17 protein-coding genes are annotated in these 17,521 nt (G+C 73.9%); 13 read left to right on the top strand and 4 right to left on the bottom strand.

Going from position 1 to position 17,521, the window contains the following annotated elements; translation table 11 throughout:
- Window positions 1-18: 18 nt before the first annotated feature.
- Complete coding sequence (locus AMIR_RS22240; protein ID WP_015803199.1) at window positions 19-633, bottom strand: TetR/AcrR family transcriptional regulator; 615 nt, start codon at window positions 631-633, stop codon at window positions 19-21.
- 86 nt (window positions 634-719) lie between these two features.
- Here AMIR_RS22240 and AMIR_RS22235 point away from each other — a divergent pair, with 86 nt between their 5' ends.
- Both AMIR_RS22235 and AMIR_RS22230 read left to right on the top strand, forming a co-directional pair.
- Window positions 720-2,819 carry a 2Fe-2S iron-sulfur cluster-binding protein gene (locus AMIR_RS22235; protein ID WP_015803198.1) on the top strand — a complete coding sequence of 700 codons (2,100 nt, stop codon included), beginning with the start codon at window positions 720-722 and terminating at the stop codon, window positions 2,817-2,819.
- Window positions 2,820-3,196: 377 nt separating this feature from the next.
- On the top strand, window positions 3,197-3,763 hold the full coding sequence (locus AMIR_RS22230) for a TetR/AcrR family transcriptional regulator (RefSeq protein WP_015803197.1): 567 nt from the start codon (window positions 3,197-3,199) through the stop codon (window positions 3,761-3,763).
- Window positions 3,764-3,772: 9 nt separating this feature from the next.
- Here the strand turns inward: AMIR_RS22230 and AMIR_RS22225 are convergent, their stop codons facing one another.
- A complete protein-coding gene (locus tag AMIR_RS22225; protein WP_015803196.1) occupies window positions 3,773-4,432 on the bottom strand; it encodes an NADPH-dependent F420 reductase in 660 nt (219 codons plus the stop codon).
- Window positions 4,433-4,634: 202 nt separating this feature from the next.
- Between AMIR_RS22225 and AMIR_RS22220 the strand changes: the two genes are divergently transcribed.
- The 5 genes from AMIR_RS22220 (at window position 4,635) to AMIR_RS22200 (ending at window position 8,310) form a co-directional block, all read left to right on the top strand.
- Window positions 4,635-5,468 carry an alpha/beta fold hydrolase gene (locus tag AMIR_RS22220; RefSeq protein WP_015803195.1) on the top strand — a complete coding sequence of 278 codons (834 nt, stop codon included), beginning with the start codon at window positions 4,635-4,637 and terminating at the stop codon, window positions 5,466-5,468.
- Window positions 5,461-6,012, top strand: coding sequence for a TetR/AcrR family transcriptional regulator (locus AMIR_RS22215; RefSeq protein ID WP_015803194.1), 552 nt, complete (start codon window positions 5,461-5,463; stop codon window positions 6,010-6,012). The genes AMIR_RS22220 and AMIR_RS22215 overlap by 8 nt, the downstream gene beginning before the upstream one ends.
- A complete protein-coding gene (locus AMIR_RS22210) occupies window positions 6,009-6,473 on the top strand; it encodes a DUF4260 domain-containing protein (RefSeq protein WP_015803193.1) in 465 nt (154 codons plus the stop codon). The genes AMIR_RS22215 and AMIR_RS22210 overlap by 4 nt, the downstream gene beginning before the upstream one ends.
- A 102-nt stretch (window positions 6,474-6,575) precedes the next feature.
- Complete coding sequence (locus AMIR_RS22205; protein WP_015803192.1) at window positions 6,576-7,487, top strand: SDR family oxidoreductase; 912 nt, start codon at window positions 6,576-6,578, stop codon at window positions 7,485-7,487.
- A gap of 4 nt (window positions 7,488-7,491) precedes the next feature.
- Window positions 7,492-8,310, top strand: coding sequence for a helix-turn-helix transcriptional regulator (locus tag AMIR_RS22200; protein ID WP_015803191.1), 819 nt, complete (start codon window positions 7,492-7,494; stop codon window positions 8,308-8,310).
- 7 nt (window positions 8,311-8,317) lie between these two features.
- On the opposite strand, the gene AMIR_RS22195 is transcribed toward AMIR_RS22200, so the two are convergent.
- Entirely contained in the window at window positions 8,318-8,629 is a 312-nt protein-coding gene (locus AMIR_RS22195) for a hypothetical protein (protein WP_015803190.1), read from the bottom strand.
- 506 nt (window positions 8,630-9,135) lie between these two features.
- Here AMIR_RS22195 and AMIR_RS22190 point away from each other — a divergent pair.
- On the top strand, window positions 9,136-9,891 hold the full coding sequence (locus AMIR_RS22190; RefSeq protein ID WP_015803189.1) for a sulfite exporter TauE/SafE family protein: 756 nt from the start codon (window positions 9,136-9,138) through the stop codon (window positions 9,889-9,891).
- A 95-nt stretch (window positions 9,892-9,986) separates the two neighbouring features.
- Here the strand turns inward: AMIR_RS22190 and AMIR_RS22185 are convergent, their stop codons facing one another.
- Window positions 9,987-10,946, bottom strand: coding sequence for an AraC family transcriptional regulator (locus AMIR_RS22185; protein WP_015803188.1), 960 nt, complete (start codon window positions 10,944-10,946; stop codon window positions 9,987-9,989).
- 80 nt (window positions 10,947-11,026) lie between these two features.
- Here AMIR_RS22185 and AMIR_RS22180 point away from each other — a divergent pair, with 80 nt between their 5' ends.
- The 5 genes from AMIR_RS22180 to AMIR_RS22160 all read left to right on the top strand — a co-directional run bounded on the left by AMIR_RS22180 (window position 11,027) and on the right by AMIR_RS22160 (window position 17,519).
- Window positions 11,027-11,872, top strand: coding sequence for an NmrA family NAD(P)-binding protein (locus AMIR_RS22180; protein WP_015803187.1), 846 nt, complete (start codon window positions 11,027-11,029; stop codon window positions 11,870-11,872).
- A 206-nt stretch (window positions 11,873-12,078) separates the two neighbouring features.
- On the top strand, window positions 12,079-13,410 hold the full coding sequence (locus AMIR_RS22175) for a flavin monoamine oxidase family protein (protein ID WP_015803186.1): 1,332 nt from the start codon (window positions 12,079-12,081) through the stop codon (window positions 13,408-13,410).
- Between the two features lie 606 nt (window positions 13,411-14,016).
- The gene (locus AMIR_RS36030; RefSeq protein WP_015803185.1) at window positions 14,017-15,174 is read left to right on the top strand and encodes a LuxR C-terminal-related transcriptional regulator; all 1,158 of its coding nucleotides are present in this window, start codon (window positions 14,017-14,019) and stop codon (window positions 15,172-15,174) included.
- 490 nt (window positions 15,175-15,664) lie between these two features.
- Complete coding sequence (locus AMIR_RS22165) at window positions 15,665-16,465, top strand: AfsR/SARP family transcriptional regulator (RefSeq protein WP_015803184.1); 801 nt, start codon at window positions 15,665-15,667, stop codon at window positions 16,463-16,465.
- Between the two features lie 91 nt (window positions 16,466-16,556).
- Window positions 16,557-17,519, top strand: coding sequence for a ribonucleotide-diphosphate reductase subunit beta (locus tag AMIR_RS22160; RefSeq protein WP_015803183.1), 963 nt, complete (start codon window positions 16,557-16,559; stop codon window positions 17,517-17,519).
- Window positions 17,520-17,521 lie beyond the last annotated feature (2 nt).

Genomic DNA, 17,521 nt, shown 5'->3' with positions numbered 1-17,521 from the left:
CCCGAACGGGCGGGCCCCTCACCCCCGCAGGTACCGCGTCACCATCGCCACCAGCTCCTCCTCGAACACCTCCACCGCCGTGCCCCCCGGCGCGGCCATGAACTTGTGGGTGTTCATCTCCACCGTGAACAGCACCAGGTCCGCCGCCAGGCCCGGATCGCCCACCCGCACGTCCGGGTGCCGCTCCAGCACCTCGCGCACCTGCCCGGTCCGCAGCTCCCCGTGCCGCCGCACCGCGTCCAGCAGGTCCTGCGACGCCGCCGCCTCCTCGATCATCAGCCGCAGCAGCCGGGGGTCGTCGCGGTGGTGGTCGACCGCGTCGCGCACCAGCGCCCGCACCAGCGCCCCCAGCGTCCCCGGCGCCAGGTCCAGCTCCTCGAACCCCGGCCAGCCGCCCCGGTCCACGTGCTGGATCAGCAGCGCGGCCAGGATCGAGTCCTTGTTCGGGAAGTACTGGTACAGCGACCCGATCGACACGCGCGCCCGCTCGGCGATGCGGTTCGTGGTGCCCGCCGCGTACCCGTGCTCGGTGAAAACGTGAGCAGCGGCGGTGAGGATGCGCTCGCGGGTCAGCTCGGCGCGCGCCTGGCGGGGCTTGCGACGTGGCTCCAAGCGTCGATCGGCGGACGGCACGCGGGGCCTCCTGGGGTACGCGGAAAGCGAGTAGTCAAGACCTGAGCTAATGCTCACAATAGTGTCATGAGCTGCGAGAACAACGCATGACCTCCACCACCCCGCACCGGCTGGCCACGGTGGCGCAGGTCGAGGCGGTGATCGGCCGCGCGCCCGCGCCGGTGCTGGCCAAGCAGATCACCGCGCTGGACGAGGGCTGCCGCGCCGTGCTCGCCCGCTGCCCGCTCGCCGCCTTCGGTCACCGCGACGCGGACGGCGTCCAGCGCACGACGTTCGTCGGCGGCGCGCCGGGGTTCGCCCGCGTCCACTCGCCCACCCGCATCTCGTTCCCGCTGCCGGGCGCCCGCCCGCGCGGCCCGGTGTCGTTCACCTTCCTCCTGCCGGGCGTGGGGGAGACGTTGCGGCTCAACGGAAAGACCGCCGGGCGCGCGGGCGACGAGCAGCTCGTGGACGTGCTGGAGGCGTACGTGCACTGCGCCCAGGCCGTGATCCGCTCGGACCTGTGGCAACCACCCGTCCCCGCCGACCCCGCCCCACGACCGGAGGGCGCGGGCCCGCTGTCCGCACCCGAGGTGGCTGATTTCCTCGCTGCGGCCAGGTTCCTGGCACTGTCCACAGAGGATGGTGACGGTGGCTCCGACACCAGCCCGCGCGGCGACCTCGGCGGCGCGGCCCACCCTTTGGACGCCCGCACCCTCGCCATCCCGGACCGCAGGGGCAACAAGCGCGCCGACACCCTGCACAACCTCGTGCGCGACGACCGCGTCTCGTTCGCCGCACTCGTCCCAGGCCGGACCGACGTGCTGCACGTCAGCGGACGGGCGTCGATCACCACCGACCCCGACCTGCTCGAACCCCTGGCCCTGCGCGGAATCCCGCCGCACGCCGCGCTGCTCGTCGCCGTCGAGCACGCCGAGGTCACCCCCAACGCCGCGCTCACCCACTCCCGCGCCTGGTCCCCGCAAGCGCACGCCCGCCAGGGCGAGGTCCCCGACCTGATGGTCCTCGCGGGCGACCACCTGGCCGCGAACCTGGCCGCCCGCAAGGGCTTCGTCCCCCGCCTGCTGGCCGTCTTCACCAGAATCCCCGGCCTGGGCGCGTTCCTGCGCCTGGTGATCAACCGCTCCTACCGCGCCAACCTCCGCGAGGAGGGCTACGGCGATGTCCGCCTCACCCCCGCCTGCGCCGAACCCCCGCCCCACGAGGTCGAGATCACCGAGGTCCGCGGGGAAACCCCCGACGCCGTCACCCTCGTCCTGACCTCCGAGCGCCCCTTCGACTTCCACCCCGGCCAGTTCTTCACCCTCCTCGCCGACCTCGACGGCGAGCCGGTCCGCCGCTCCTACTCCGCGTCGTCCGCCCCCGGCGGCACGACCCTGGAGCTCACCGTCAAACGCGTCCCCGACGGCCGCTTCTCCACCCACGCCACCACCGCCCTGCGCGCAGGCGACCGCCTGGCGCTGCGCGGCCCGTCCGGCGCGTTCCACCTGAACCCGACCGAGACCCGCGAGGTCGTCCTGCTGGCGGCGGGCAGCGGGATCACCCCGCTGATGAGCATGATCCGCGCCCTCCTCGCGACCGACGCCCCGGCCCGGATCTCCCTGCTGCGCACCGACCGCACCGCGCAGGACGAGATCTTCGCCGACGAGCTGACCACCCTGGCCCGCCACAACCCGGACCGCCTGACCGTCACCTCCGCGCGCACCGCCGAGCAGGGCCGCCTGGACGCCACCCGAGTCGGGGCCTGGCTGACCACCACCGCCCCGTCCGAGCGGGCCCACTACTACGCCTGCGGCCCGGACCCCCTGGTCGCCCTCTTCCGCGAACTCCTGACCACCAGGGGAGTCCCACCCGAGCACGTCCACCACGAGCGCTACACCACCGCCGCCCCGACCAGGGTCGCCGCCCCTCAACCCCTGCTCGTCGTCGACGGCGCCCGCACCCTCGGCTCGACCGTCGTCGAACCGGGCCAGACCCTGCTCGACGCGGCCCTTGCGGCGGGCCTGCCGATGCCGCACTCGTGCACCGTGGGCAGCTGCGGCGACTGCGCCGTCGCGCTGCGCGCGGGCGAGGTGACGATGACCGAGCCGAACTGCCTCCCCCCGGCCAGGAGAGCCGCGGGCGAGGTCCTGACCTGCGTGGGCTGCCCCCTGTCCCCGGTCACCGTGGACGTCTCCGCCCGCTGACCGCGCCCGAGGCGCGTCACCCCGGTGAGCGCCCCGGTCGGCGGACCGAGCGTCTTGGCCGACAGGGCGGCGGGGCCCAGGCTGTCCGAGCAGGCCGCCTCCAGCGCGGGGTGGTCGTGCCTCGCCTTGATCCAGGGCCAGGGCACCGCTGCGCCCGCCGCTGGTCGTCACCCTGAACCGGGCGATCGACCAGTTCCCGGTGGCCGAGGGGTTCTGGGCGGAGGTCTACCCCACCGGGCAGGTGAAGATCGGCGCCTGGTGACCTGTCCCCGGTCCGCGTGCTGCCGTGGTGCGGTTCCCTCCTGGGGCCGCACCGCGGCACTCCGGCGCGCGCGGCGGGGGACCGCCCGGCGAGACCCGGCCCGTACACTGGCCCGGTGCCCCCGCCGGACGCGTCCCCGCAGGTCGCGCGCCGCCCGCAGCGCGCGGTCGGCAGGCGCAACTTCGACGCCCTCCTCGTCGCCGCCCGCGAGGTGTTCGCCGCGCACGGCGTCGGCGGGTCCCTGGAAGAGGTCGCGCGGCGGGCCGGGGTCGGCATCGGCACGCTCTACCGCAACTTCCCGACCCGGCAGGTGCTGTTCGAGACCGTCTACGCCGACGAGGTGGACGCGCTCGCCCGCGTCGCCGACGAGCTGGCCGGGCACGAGCCGTGGGAGGCGCTGGTGGGGTGGTTGCGGCAGTTCGTCGCCTACTCGGCCACCAAGAAGGCGCTCTACGAGGCGCTCAACTTCGACTCGCCGATGTTCGCGGGCTACGTCGAGCGGGTGCACCGGGCCGGTGAGCCGCTGCTCGACCGCGCGCAGCGGGCAGGCGCCGCGCGCGCCGACGTGAGCTTCGACGACGTGCGCCTGCTGGTCAACGGGGTCGGCGGCGGGAACTACCGGGACGACGCGCAGCGCGACCGGGTGCTCGCCATGGCGCTGGACGGGATCAGGGCGCGCTGAGCCCGCGCGTCACCGGGTCGCTGCGGCCAGCGCGGCCCTGACCCGCTCGACCCCGGCGGGCACCGCCTCGTGCACCGTCGCCCCGGCGTGCACCAGGTGCGCGGGCGTGCCGGGCTGCCAGCGCCAGCCCTCGGCCAGCGGGCCCGCGTCCACCACGTCGTAGCCGATCACGTCCAGGAACGCCGCGACCTCGGCCCGCGCGCCGGGGTCGTCGCCCGCGACGGGCAGCGCCGACCGGTCCGGCGCGCCGCTCGGGCGGGCCAGCGCGAGCAGCGAGCCGGAGAAGATGTTGTTGCACGCCTTCACCACCCGCGACCCGGACAGGTGCGCCTGCACCAGCTCGCTCGTCGTCGCCCCGTCCAGGCCGGGGACGTGGCCGTGGCGCGCCGGGTCGTGGTTGATCGCGTCGACGACCGTCCGGTCGCGCAGCGCCGTCGCGGGCAGGTCCCGGTAGGCGCGCACCGGCACGGCGGCGAACGCCAGGTCGCAGGCGAGCGCGGCCTCCTCCGGCGTGGCCGCCCGCGCGTGGGGGCCGAGTTCGGCGACCAGGTCGGCCAGGGTCTCCGGGCCGCGCGAGTTGCTCACGACGACCCGCAGGCCGTGCGCGACGGCGAGCCGGGCGAGCGCGCCGCCGACGCGCCCGCTGCCGATGATCCCGATGGTGCGCAAGGGTTCTCTCCTCTTCGCGAAGCAGGGCGAGGGGCGGTCCACGATTGCGGAGGACCCCCTCCGGTGTGCCGCGCCCAAGCTAGCGGAGGGACCCCTCCGGTAGCAAGCGGGCGGGCTCGTGCGACTCGGTGTTGACAAGTTCGGCTAATAGCATTAGCTTTTTGGCTAACGCACTTAACTAACACCCCGGAGGACGGACACCATGACCCAGCACCTGACCCTCGACGGCGGCGCCCTCGCCTACGACCTCACCGGCGACACCGGCCCGCTCGTCGTCCTCGCCCACGGCATGGGCGACAGCCGCGCCGCCTACCGCTTCCTCGCCCCGCTCCTGGTCGCCGCGGGCCACCGCGTCGCCACCGTCGACCTGCGCGGCCACGGCGAGTCCAGCACCGGCTGGCCCGAGCACACCCGCACCGCGATCGCCGGCGACCTCGTCGCGCTGATCCGGCACCTCGGCGGCCCCGCCGTCCTGGTCGGCCACTCCATCTCCGGCGGCGCGGCCACCATCGCCGCCGCCACCGCGCCCGAGCTGGTCACCGCCCTGGTCGAGCTGACCCCGTTCACCCGCGCCCAGGCGTTCTCCCTCGGCGACCTCGCGCACCCCGCCTACCGCAGGGGGATGCTCGCCCTGCTCGGCATGGCCGCGTTCGGCAGCACCGGCAGCTGGCTGCGCTACCTGGAGCTCGCCTACCCCGGCCCCCGCCCGGCCGACTGGGACGCGCGCCAGGCCGAGATCAAGGCGATGCTGGACGAGCCCGGCCGCATGAAGGCGTTGCGCGCCATGGGACAGGGCACCCCGGCCGACGCGGGCGCCCAGCTGGCGAACGTGAAGTGCCCGGTGCTGGTCGTGCAGGGCGAGCTGGACCCCGACTGGGTCTCGCCGCGCGCCGAGGGCGAGGCGGTCGTCGCCGACCTGCCCGCCGGGCTCGGGCGGCTGGCGGTCGTCGAGGGCGCCGGGCACTACCCGCACGTCCAGTTCCCCGAGCGGGTCGCGGACCTGGTGCTGGAGTTCCTCGTCACCACCCGTGCCTAGGGGCCGCCTCGACCGGGCCGCCGTCGTGGCGGCCGGGGCCGCGCTGGCCGACGAGGTGGGCTTCGACCACCTGGCCATGGGCCCGCTCGCCGAACGCCTCGGCGTGCGCGCGCCCTCGCTGTACAAGCACGTGGAATCCTTGGCGGGCCTCAAGAACGCCGTCTCCGCGCTGGCCCGCCACGAGGTCGGGGACGTCCTGCGCCGCGCCGTCACCGGGCGCTCCGGGCCGGACGCCCTGCGCGCGCTCGCCGACGCGCTGCGCCACTGGGCCCGCGCCCACCCCGGCCGCTACGCCGCCACCGTCCGCTCCGCGGGCGTCGACGACCCCGCGCTGGCCCTCTTCTCCCGCTGCCTCGACGGTTTCCCGCCACCGGACCCGCCGGTCGACGCCGCCCGCGCGTTCAGGTCGGCCTCGCACGGGTTCATCACCCTGGAGTCCGCGGGCGGTTTCGGCCTGCCGCACGACGTGGACCGCAGCTACCGCTACCTCGTCGACACCCTGATCACCGGCCTGAGCGCCGTGCCACCGGGAGGAAACCCATGAGCACCACCGCCATCCCCGAGAGCGCCATCCCCGGGAGCGCCGTCCCCGAGAGCGCCGCCCCCGCCCCCGCCACCCCACCGCCCGGCGTGGTCACCGGCCGCCCGCTCGCCTGGCTCCGTGCCGAGGGCCTCGCCGTCGCCGCCGCCGCGCTCGTGCTCTTCGCGGGCACCGGGCAGCCGTGGTGGCTGGTCCCGGCGCTGTTCCTGGCGCCCGACCTGGCCGCGCTCGGCTACCTCGCGGGCCCCAAGATCGGAGCCTGGTGCTACAACCTCGCCCACACCGCACCGCTCCCGCTGGCACTGGCCGCCGCCGGCACCTGGTGGGACAGCGCCGCGCTCACCGTCGCGGGCGCGATCGGCCTGCTGCACCTGGGCGTGGACCGGCTCGCGAAGTACGGCGTCAAGTACGACCACTCCTTCGGCGCGACCCACCTCGGCCTGCACGGTCCCGACCGCCCCTGAGCCGACCGCCCCTGAGCGGGGTGAGCGTCCCAGGCAGGGACAGGTCGTCCCCTGATGACCCGTGCCTTCATCCGCCCACCCGCGCCCGGCAGGCTCGGTCCCATGAGCGAAACCACCCTCACCGGCAAGCTCGCCGTCGTCACCGGCGCGAGCGACGGCATCGGACTCGGCCTCGCCCGCAGGCTCGCGGCGCTGGGCGCGGAGGTCGTCATCCCGGTGCGCGACGCGGCGAAGGGCCGCGCCGCGCTGGAGAAGATCGGCGGCGCCTCCTCCACCCGCGTGCTCGACCTCGCGTCACTGGCCTCCGTCGCCGACCTCGCCGACCGGCTCACCGCCGAGGGCCGCCCGATCGACCTCCTGGTCAACAACGCCGCCGTCATGACCCCGCCCACCCGGCACACCACGGCGGACGGCTTCGAGCTCCAGTTCGGCACCAACTACCTCGGCCACTTCGCCCTCGTCGCCCGCCTCCTGCCGCTGCTCGTCGCCGCCCGCGCCCGCGTCACCACCCAGGTCTCCCTCGGCTCCATGGCGGGCCGCGTCAACTGGGACGACCTCCAGTCCGAGCGCGCCTACTCGCCGTGGGGCGCCTACAACCAGTCCAAGCTCGCGACCAAGCTGTTCGCCCTGGAGCTGGACCGGCGCAGCCGCGCGCACGGCTGGGGCATCACCAGCAACACCGCCCACCCCGGCTTCACCGCCACGAACCTGCAGAAGGCGGGCCCCACGATGGGCGGCGCGCGCTCGGCGTTCGACGCCCCGTTCCGGGTGCTGTCCCGGCTCGGCTGGCCGGTGCAGACCGTCGAGGGCGGCCTGCGGCCCGCGCTGCACGCCGCCACGTCGCCGGACGCGCTCGGCGGGCGCTTCTACGGCCCGCGCGGCCTGTTCCACCTGACCGGCGCGGCCACCGAGGAGAGGGTCTACCGGCGGGCGCGCAGCGAGTCCGACGCCGCCCGGCTGTGGGACCTCTCGCTCGACCTGGCCGACGTGGCGTTCGCGGCTCGGGGACACTGACGCCATGCGGAACCGGGTCGAGCTGGCCGACTTCCTGCGGGCCAGGCGCGAGGCGCTGCAACCGGAGGACGTCGGCCTGCCCAGGGGGCCGCGCAGGCGCACCGGCGGGCTGCGGCGCGAGGAGGTGGCCGCGCTCAGCGGCATCTCGGCCGACTACTACAGCCGGATCGAGCAGCAGCGCGGCCCGCAGCCGTCCGAGCAGGTGCTCGCCGGGATCGCGCGCGGGCTGCACCTGTCGCTGGACGAGCGCGACCACCTGTTCCGCGTCGGCGGCCACCCCGCGCCGCAGCGGCACCCGCGCGGCGACCACATCAGCCCCGGCACGATGCGCATCCTGGACCGCCTCGCCGACACCCCCGCCCAGGTGATCAACCGGGTGGGCGAGACGCTCGCCCAGACCCGGCCCGCCATCGCGCTGATGGGGGACGACACGCGGTGGACCGGGTTGGCGCGCAGCGCGGTCTACCGGTGGTTCACCGACCCGGCGAGCCGGGCGGTTCACCCGGAGGAGGACCACGCGCTGCACAGCCGGGTGTACGCGGCGCAGTTCCGGCAGGCGTGCGGCGCCGGGGTTCCCAGGGCGCTGGAGATCCGGGAGGCGCTGCTGGCGCGGAGCCCGGAGTTCGCGCGGGTGTGGGCCGAGCACCGGGTGGGGGAGGGGTATCCGGGGGTGAAGCGGTTCGCGCACCGCGAGCTGGGGCTGCTGGAGCTGCGGTGCCAGACCCTGGTGGACCCGGAGCAGGCGCAGACGCTGCTGGTGTTCACCGCCGAGCCGGGCAGCGAGAGCCACGAGAAGCTGCTGCTCCTGGCGGCGGTGGGGTGAGCCCGCGTCAGCCCGTCGCGTCCGGCTGCGCCTCCAGGCGGGCGATCGCGGACGCCAGCGGCTCCGGGGGCAGCTTGCCGGGACCGGTCCAGGCGCTGATCAGCTCGGTGGCCTTGACCGTGCTGACCTGGTCGAGCCGCACCCAGTAGCCGTCGTACCAGGTCCGGGCCTCCACGCAGGGCACGGTGTCGGCGGGCCGGGTGGTGCTGAGCCGGGCGATCGTCACGGCGTCCGCGCCGTGGACGCGCAACCCGGTCTTGAGGATCACGACCCTCTCGTGCCGGTGCTTCATGATCGTGCCAACGCTCTTCGGCGACATCGTCGCGAGCCTCCAAGTACGGGGTGAACAACGGACCGTAGTCAGCACGCTTCGTGTCCGCAAAGGCCCGAACGGGCGAACCCGCCACCTGTTCGCATCAACCCCCTATGCATGTTTCCGCAGTTTTGCGCCTCTGTGTGACCGGCGACGCGGTGGTCGCTGCGGCGTTCGATGGCGACTGCCGCGCCGGGCGGGCAGGCTGCCTGCTGTGCGCGCCACCGCTGACTCCGCTCCGTCACCGCACGCCCGCGCGCACCGCTCCGGGCGTCGGGAAATGCGCGCCCCGCCACCCCGGAAAGCGAGACCCGGACCACCCGTGCGATATTCGCGAGCCTTTTCACCCGTGCTGTCGGAATCGTTGCCGGAGAGAACTGTCACACCCGGTTGATGTTCCGGAACCGGGCATTTCATCATGGTCGGCGGTGAATTCGTTCGAGGAACGCGGTCTTGTCCGCCCAGGGCGCTCGTGCGCCGCCGGGCGGGGGCGGTGCGGAGGGTGAGGCGCGGTGCAGCTGTGGGAGGCGTTCGCCCTGTTCGGCGGCGGCCTGGTCGCGGGCGGGATCAACGCGATCGCGGGCGGCGGCTCGCTGATCACGTTCCCGCTGCTGGTGGCCATGGGTCTGCCGGGCGTCGCGGCGAACGTCACGAACGCCCTCTCGGTGGCCCCCGGCTACGCCTCCAGCGCCGTGGCGAGCCGCCCCGACCTGGTCGGCCAGGGCAGGCGGATGCTGGCGGTGGTGCCGACGATCGTCGTGGGCGCCCTGTGCGGCAGCTCCCTGCTGCTGTTCACCCCGCGCTCCGTCTTCGAGGCCGTCGTGCCGTTCCTGGTGCTGACGGCGGCGATGATGATGGCGTTCCAGAAGCGCCTGAAAGCCCTCGCGGGCAGCCCGAAGGACAACACCCCGCGCAAAACCGCGATCCAGCTGCAGGTGGTGTTCTTCCTGTGCGGTGTTTACGGCGGTTACTTCAACGCGGGCATGGGCGTGCTCGCGCTGGCCGCGGTCTCGCTCGTGCTGGACGAGCCGCTGCGCAGGATCAGCGCGCTGCGCAACGTGTTCGCCGCGGTCGTCGGCATCACGACGGTCCTGCTGTACAGCGCCTTCGGCCCGGTGGACTGGCTGTCCGTCGCGGTCCTGGCCCCGGCGACCGTCATCGGCGGCTACACGGGCGCCCGGATCGCGCGCAAGCTCCCGCAGGAGGTGCTGCGGTGGACCATCGTGGTGTTCGCGACGGGCGTGGCGATCGCGCTGTACCTGACCTGAGCCCACGCGGCGAACGCGCCGATCGGGAAGGCCGCGCCCCGCGACGCCGCGAGGCGCGCCGGACGCCCGGAGGCCGGGGGCGACCCGTCAGGGCTTCACCCGGCCTGCCGGGAGCTCACCCGGCTGGGCAGGCGGGGCCCCGGTTCCGGGTTCCGGTGCTCGCTCGGCCGCTCGCCGCGCAGCCGCTTGAACGCCGCGCTCAGCGCGAACGCGTTCGCGTACCCCACCTTCCGCGCGATCGTGCCCACCGTGTGGTCGGTGCCGCGCAGCAGGTCGGCGGCCAGCGCGATCCGCCAGCCCGTCAGGTACGCCATCGGCGGCTCGCCGACCATCGCCGTGAACCGCCGCGCCAGCCCCGCCCGCGACACCCCGGCCCGCGCGGCGAGCTCCGCCACCGTCCACGGGTGCGCGGGGCTGTCGTGCAGCAGCCGCAGCGCCGCCCCCACCACCGCGTCGTCCAGCGCGCGGCACCACGCGGGGGCGTGCGCGTCCGGGGTGTCGAACCACGTGCGCAGCGCCGACACCAGCATCAGGTCGAGCATCCGGTCCAGCACCTGCTGCTGCCCCGGCCGGTCCGCCGCGACCTCCTCGGCCAGCATCGCCGCCGACCGCCCCTCGCCGGGCGCCACCAGCACGTCCGGCAGCGCCAGCAGCAACCGCTCGCTCAGCTCGCCGCGCCGCTCGAACGCCCCGCTGATCAGCACCGCCGACCCCTCGTCCGGCGCCCCGCAGGTCCGCGCGGGCCCGCCCCGCGGCTCGACGCCCTCCTCGCCGGGGCAGTAGTCGGCGTCGGTCACCACCAGCTCGGCGCGGCGGCCCGGCGAGTCGGCCACCACGTGCGGCACGTCGCCCCTGACCACCGCGACGTCGCCCTCGCCGATCCGCACCGCCTCACCCCGGTCCGGGACGATCCAGGCCTCGCCGCGCACCATCGTCGCCAGCATCAGCGGCGCGCCGGTGGCCATCCGCAGCGACCACGGCGGGCGCACGACCGCCTGCCGGAAGACGGCCCCCCGCGCGCGCACCTCGGCCAGCAGTTCCGAAACCGCGTCCATGCCCCGAGCGTAGACGCTCGGACATCAAGCGGAGCTTGTGAGCCATGGAAACTCTCGGGCTTCCCGTCTTGACTGGTGCCATGCCTGACCAACCGATTCTTGTCACCGGGGCGACCGGGAAGTCCGGGAGCCGCGTCGTCCGCCAGCTGCGGGCCAAGGGCCTGCCGGTCCGCGCGGCGGCCCGCGGCGGCGAGCACGTCTTCGACTGGACCGACAGCGGCACGTGGGACGCCGCGCTCGAGGGCGCCCGGTCGGCCTACCTCGTCCAGCTGGACGGGACCAAGCTCGTCCGCCCGTTCGTCGAGCTGGCCGTCAAGCACGGCCTCCAGCGGATCGTGCTCGCCTCCGGCCGCGGCCTCGACGACCCCGGCTACGCCACCGACACCACCGGGATGCTCGACGGCCTGCTCGACAGCGAGGCCGCGGTCCGCGAGAGCGGCCTGGAGTGGACCATCAGCAGGCCGGGCTGGTTCGCCCAGAACTTCAGCGAGGGCTTCTTCGCCGACGCCGTCCGGGCGGGCGAGATCAGGCTGCCCGCGGGCGACGGCGCGGCGAGCTTCATCGACGCCGAGGACATCGCCGCGGTCGTGGTGGCCGCGCTCACCGAGGACGGCCACTCCGGCCAGGTCTACGAGGTGTCCGGCGGCGAGGCCGTGACCATGGCCCAGGCCGTCGCGACCATCTCCGAGGCCGCCGGCCGCGAGATCCGCTACGTCCCGCTGGAGGTCGAGGACTTCATCGCGGAGATGGTGGAGCAGGGCCTGTCCCGCGACGACGCCCAGGCGTACGCCGACATGGTCGAGCCGATCCGCAAGGGCACCGACGCCTACCTGTCCGACGGCGTGCAGCGCGCGCTCGGCAGGCCGCCGAGGACGTTCGCGGAGTTCGCCAGGTCCACCGCCGAGGAGGGCGGCTGGGCCGTCTGACCCGCGCCCCCTGGCTCCCGCCGGTCCTCCGGCGGGAGCCCGCGGGCGTTCCGCGCGCAGGGGAAGGCGCGCGGCGGCCCGCAGGGGACGGGGGCGCTTGCTGGACCGCGCGTCGGGCCGGGAACCCGCCGCGCGGAGCGGTGACCCGCGACGCCGGGGGAGTGGCGCCGCGGGCTCGGGGGAGTGCGAGCACGAGGGGGAAGAACGTGGACGGGGTGGACTTGCGGGCCGACGACTCGTCGGTGGAGCGGCGGGACCACGACGTGATCGTGGTGGGAGCCGGGTTCGCGGGGGCGGTCGCCGCCCGCGAGCTGCGGGCGCTGGGACTGCGGGTGCTCGTGCTGGAGGCGCGCCACCGGGTGGGCGGGCGCACGTGGACGGACGCGTTCGCCGGGCGGAGCGTCGAGCTGGGCGGGCAGTTCCTGTCGCCGGGGCACGAGCTGGCGATGGCCGCGCTGCGCCGCTACGGCATCGGGACCACCACCGGTCCCACGCCGACCCGCGCGGTCGTGACCACGCCGGACGGACCGGAGAGCCACGCGCTCGCCGAGTTCGCGACCCGCCAGGGCGGGCTGCTGGAACGGCTCTTCGAGGGCTCGCGGGACTACTTCCCCCGGCCCGCCGACCCGCTCTTCCGCGCCGACCTGGTGCGCCGGGTCGACCACCTCTCGCTGCGGGACCGCCTCGACCGCCTCGGCCTGACGCCCGCCGAGGAGGCCCTGGTCAGCGGGATCACCGCCGGGCAGTCCGGCGGGTCCAGCGCACGCGGCGCGCTGACCGGGCTCGCCCAGTGGTGGGCGCTCGCCGGGTCCACACCGGAGGACTGGTACGCGGGCCAGAGCCTGCGGCCGGTCGAGGGCATGTCCGCGCTGATCGGGGCGATCCTGGACGAGTCGCGCGCCACCGTGTGCCTGAACTCGCCCGTCCACTCGATCGCCCAGGCCGGCGGCCGGGTCCGCGTCACCGCCGGGCTGGGCCGGGAGCACGCGGCGAAGGCGGTGGTCGTGGCCCTGCCGGTCAACGTGTGGAAGCACGTCAGGTTCCACCCCGGCCTGCCCGAGGCGCACGCCACCGCGACGCGGCAGGGCGTCGGCGTGCCCCACGCGCGCAAGCTGTGGCTGCACGTGCGCGGCCTGGACGACGACGTGGTCGTCAGCGGCGCCGAGGGCGATCCGTTCGCCGCGCTGTCCTCGCAGGGCAGGGTGGACGACGGGCAGCTGCTGTTCGGCCTCAACACCTTGCCCGCGTTGGACATCCGGGACCGCGCGTCGGTCGAGCTGGCGCTCAAGGAGGTCCTGCCCGAGGCGTCCCTGGTGGCGTACCGGGCCCACGACTGGGGCGCCGACCCGTACTCGCGCGGCGCGTGGGCGCTGCGCGGTCCGGGGCAGCTGCTCGCCCAGCTGCCCGCGATCCAGCAGCCGCACGGCCGGTTGGCCTTCGCCACCGCGGACATCGCCAGCGGCTGGGTCGGGTTCGTCGAGGGCGCCTTCGAGTCCGGCGCGCGCGCGGCGGCGCAGGCGGCCCGCATCGCGGGCTGAGCGGGAGCGCGGGCGCCCGGTCCGGCGCCCCGCGAGCCGCCCCGCGCGATCGTCGGGCCGAGCGGCCCTCCCGACCGCGGCAGCGTGGTCGGGAGGGCCGCTCCGCGCCGTCCCCGCCCGCGGATTCCCGATCTTCTGGAAAACCCCCCGACCACTCGGCGGTGAACTGCCGGGCGCGCATCCTCCTCCTCCGTTGGGGGAGCGGTCTTTTTCCCGCGCACTGCGCGTGATGTGCCGCGAAGCGCGCACTTCGGGGTTCTTCGAGGCTTTCGCGCGGGATTCGGCCGTGGTGCTGCGGGGGGAACGCGGGCCGTGCTGATTGCGACACAATAAGAACCGGTGTCCGGCCTGGTCAGGGGCAATGCTTGGTGTCAAGTGCGAGACAATGCGACCGCTTCGGTGCGTCCACCCGTGGAGCTGCTCACCGATTTGGAGTACATTGACGTTCAAGATATGCCTGTGATAGCCTTCTTTACCGGGAATTTAATAGCGCTGGACGATGTTCTCATATTCATCGTCAACGCTTTCCGCTTCGGCGGTGCTCGCACTTTTCTGCTGCTGAGTGGTGATTGCCGGGGAGGGGCAGCTGTGGTCGACGGAGGGGCGATGTCACCGGACGTCGAGGGCGATGGCGGCAGCGAGCTGCGCAGGAGGTTCAGGGACTCGCTGCGCGTCAGGGCCGCGGCCCGCGAGCGCTCGGCCGCACGCCTGGGCGCGCCCCCGTCGTTACCCGAGGGCGGCGCGGCGCCCGCGTCCGCCGCCCGGAACGCCCCCGAGCCGGTCCCCGTCCCCGAGCCCGCCCCCGGCAGCTTCGACCTCTACGAGTGGAGCCTCGGCCGGGGCAGCTTCACCATCGCCGACGCCGCCCGCGAGCTGGACTGCGACCCGGACGACGTCAAGTCGATCGTCGCCAACCTGCTCTCCCTGCACCTGGTGCACCCCTTCCACGACCACGACGGCGGCTTCGTCCCGGTCGACCCCGTCACCGCCTCGACCAGCCTGCTCGCCCCGATCGAGATCGAGCTGCTGGACCGCAGGGCCACCGTGAACCGGCTGCGCACCGACCTGGAGCGGATGTCGGCGGTCTTCCGGTCGAGCCCGTTCGGCAACCAGCGCGGCGCCTCCATGGACATCGTCCAGGACCTCGACGTGGTCCACGGCCTGCTGCGCGAGGCCGCCGCGAACTGCTCCTCCGAGGTGGTGAGCATGCAGCCCGGCGGCGGTCGCTCCGCCCGCGAGCTCGCCGAGGCCCGGCAGCGCGACCTCGACCTGCTCGACCGGGGCGTGCGGATGCGCGTGCTCTACCAGCACACCGCCCGGTTCGACCCGACCACCCGCGAGCACGTCGCCCTGCTCTCCGGGTCGGGCGCCGAGTTCCGCACCGTCGAGGCCCTGTTCACCCGGCTGATCGTGTTCGACCGCACCGTGGCGTTCGTCCCGGCGGACGACGTCGTCCGGGGCGCCGCCGCGGTGGTGCGCGACCCCGCGCTGGTGGCCTTCTTCTACTCCTGCTTCGAGCACGCCTGGATCAGCGCCAAGACCTTCGACGCCCAGCGCCACGCCGTCGACTCGATCGGCGACGACCTCAAGGTCGAGATCGTCCGGATGCTCGTCGACGGCGCGAAGGACGACGCCATCGCGCGCAGGCTCGGCCTGTCGGTGCGCACCACCCGCAAGCACATCGCGCAGCTCATGCAGCGCTTCGGCGCCGCCAGCAGGTTCCAGTTCGGCTACCAGGTGAAGGCGCACAACCTCCTCCCCTAGGGGCGGCCCGCCGCGGGCCCGGCCCGCGCAGACCGCAGGCGAATTCGCCCGCGGTCGTTTTCGCATTGTCCGGGCACCCCGCCGCGCCGAACCCCGCCACAAGAATTTACAAAAGCTTCGCGCCGCGCGCGTAAGATGCCCGCACGCGCTGCGCCGAGATGTCTCGGACGCCGACGCGAACTTCCCGCCGCCCCTGCTTCTCCGGAAGGGGAAGTGCAGGTTCATGAGCCTGGGGCCGGGTAGAAGGGCCCTGTTGACGGGTTTATGGTCGATATAGCCGGTACCGCTGGGGAGCCGCCGGAAATGCCTCCGCAGGTGCCACCTGGAAAAAGGACCCGGACGGACTTGGAGTCGGCAGATGTCGGAATTGGTTCGCCGTACGCCCCGCACTGGCGCCTGCTCGTGCACGCGTGACACGGGCTGGGGAGCTGACGAGTAGGCGGATTCCCGAATCCGTCGGGCCGTCCGCCCATTCGCGCTTGGGGGATACATGCGATTTCACGTGCTGGGGCCGCTCCAGGTGCGCGACGGCGACCGGCCGGTCCGGGTGAGCGGGATCCGGCAGAGCGCCACCCTCGGCCACCTGCTGCTGCACAGCAACGAGATGGTGCCCGTGAGCAGGCTGATCGACGCGGTCTGGCCGACCAGGGTGCCGCCCACCGGCAGGCAGGTGCTGCACAACGCCATCTTCCGGCTGCGCGGCCTGCTGGCCGAGGCCCGGAGCGCGGGCCGCCCCGTCGAACTGCTGCGCGACGGCCCCGGCTACACCCTGCTGGTCGACGACGACTCCCTCGACCTGCTGGCCTTCCTGCGCCTGGCGGCCCTCGGCCGCCGCGAGCTGCGGGAGGGGAGACCCGACTCGGCCTCCGCCACGCTCCGCGCCGCGCTGGGGCTGTGGCGGGGCCCCGCGCTGGCCGACCTGGCCGAGCACGGCTACGCCTGGCCCGAGCTGAGGGCGCTGGCCAACGACCGCTCCGCGGTGCTGCTCGACCGGATCGACGCCGACCTCGCGCTGGGGCGCTACGCGGACGTGGTCGGCGACCTGGAGCACCTCGTGGAGGCGGACCCGCTGCACGAGCAGGTCTGCGCGCGGCTGATGCGCGCGCTGTACGAGACCGGCCGCCAGGCCGACGCGCTCGGCCTGTACCGCAGGACCCGCGCGGCCCTGATCGGCCAGCTCGGCCTCGAACCGAGCCCGCGGTTGCGGGAGCTGGAGCACGCGATCCTCAACCACGAGCTCGACACCGTGCCCGCCGGGGAGCTTGTGCCCGGCGCCCGCGGGCGCGGCTGACGCCCGCCCGAAACCGCCCGAGTCCGCCCGAGCCCGGTGCGGACGACGAGGGCGGACGACCGGAGCAGACGACGAGAATGGAGAGCGCTGCATGGCGCAGATGTCACCCGTGGCGATCAAGGCGGTCGAGCAGTCGTCCCTGGAGGAGCTCAAGGACGTCAACATCGACGACATGATCGACTACGTGCACAAGGACCTGAAGAAGCTGCCCGAGTACATCGACCTGTACAAGCGCTACTTCACGCACCGCTGGAACGCCTACGACCTGGACTTCAGCCAGGACGCCGTCGACTGGCGCACCAAGATGACCGACGTGGAGCGCAAGGCGTTCACCGAGATCGCCGCCGCGTTCCACCACGCGGAGCGCCAGGTCGAGGTCGAGCTGCCGATCTTCATGCTCACCGGCAGCGAAGAGGCCAAGATGTACCTCTGCACGCAGCTGGAGGACGAGGCCAGGCACACCCTGTTCTTCGACCGCTTCTACCGGGAGGTCGTCGGCCTGCCCGGCGACAGCGTCGAGGAGCTGCTCGCCTCCTCGTTCCCGCACGTGCCCGAGACGTTCGTCGGCGCCTTCGGCCTGCTGTCCTACCTGGCCGACGACCTGCGCGTGGACCCGGAGAACCCGGCCAAGCGCGTCCGCTACGCCACCGCGTACTTCATGTGGATCGAGGGCGTGCTCGCCCTGACCATCATGAAGCTGACCCTGACCTACTGCCGCACCAAGGGCTACCTGCCCGGCTACTACACCGGGTTCATCGCGTCCTGCCGGGACGAGGCCAGGCACGTCCAGTTCGGCATGAGGTTCCTGCGCGACTCGGTCCAGGAGGACCCCCGCCTGCTGCACGAGATCCACGAGACGCTGCGCACCGAGCTGGCCATGAACGGCGGCGCGAGCGTCCCGGCCCCGCTGGAGCCGCTGGGCTTCTCCGAGGAGGAGGTCGTCCACTTCATGATCCGGCAGGTCAACAACAAGCTGTCCGACGTGGGCATCTCGCTGCCGCCGGACATCCAGGAGATGGTCAACAACATCCAGCCCGAGATCGCGGGAGGCTGACC

Source organism: Actinosynnema mirum DSM 43827 (assembly GCF_000023245.1).
In the GTDB taxonomy this organism is placed as follows: domain Bacteria; phylum Actinomycetota; class Actinomycetes; order Mycobacteriales; family Pseudonocardiaceae; genus Actinosynnema; species Actinosynnema mirum.
Note: the sequence above shows the minus strand (reverse complement) of the source record. Positions and strands in the feature narration are given on the sequence as shown.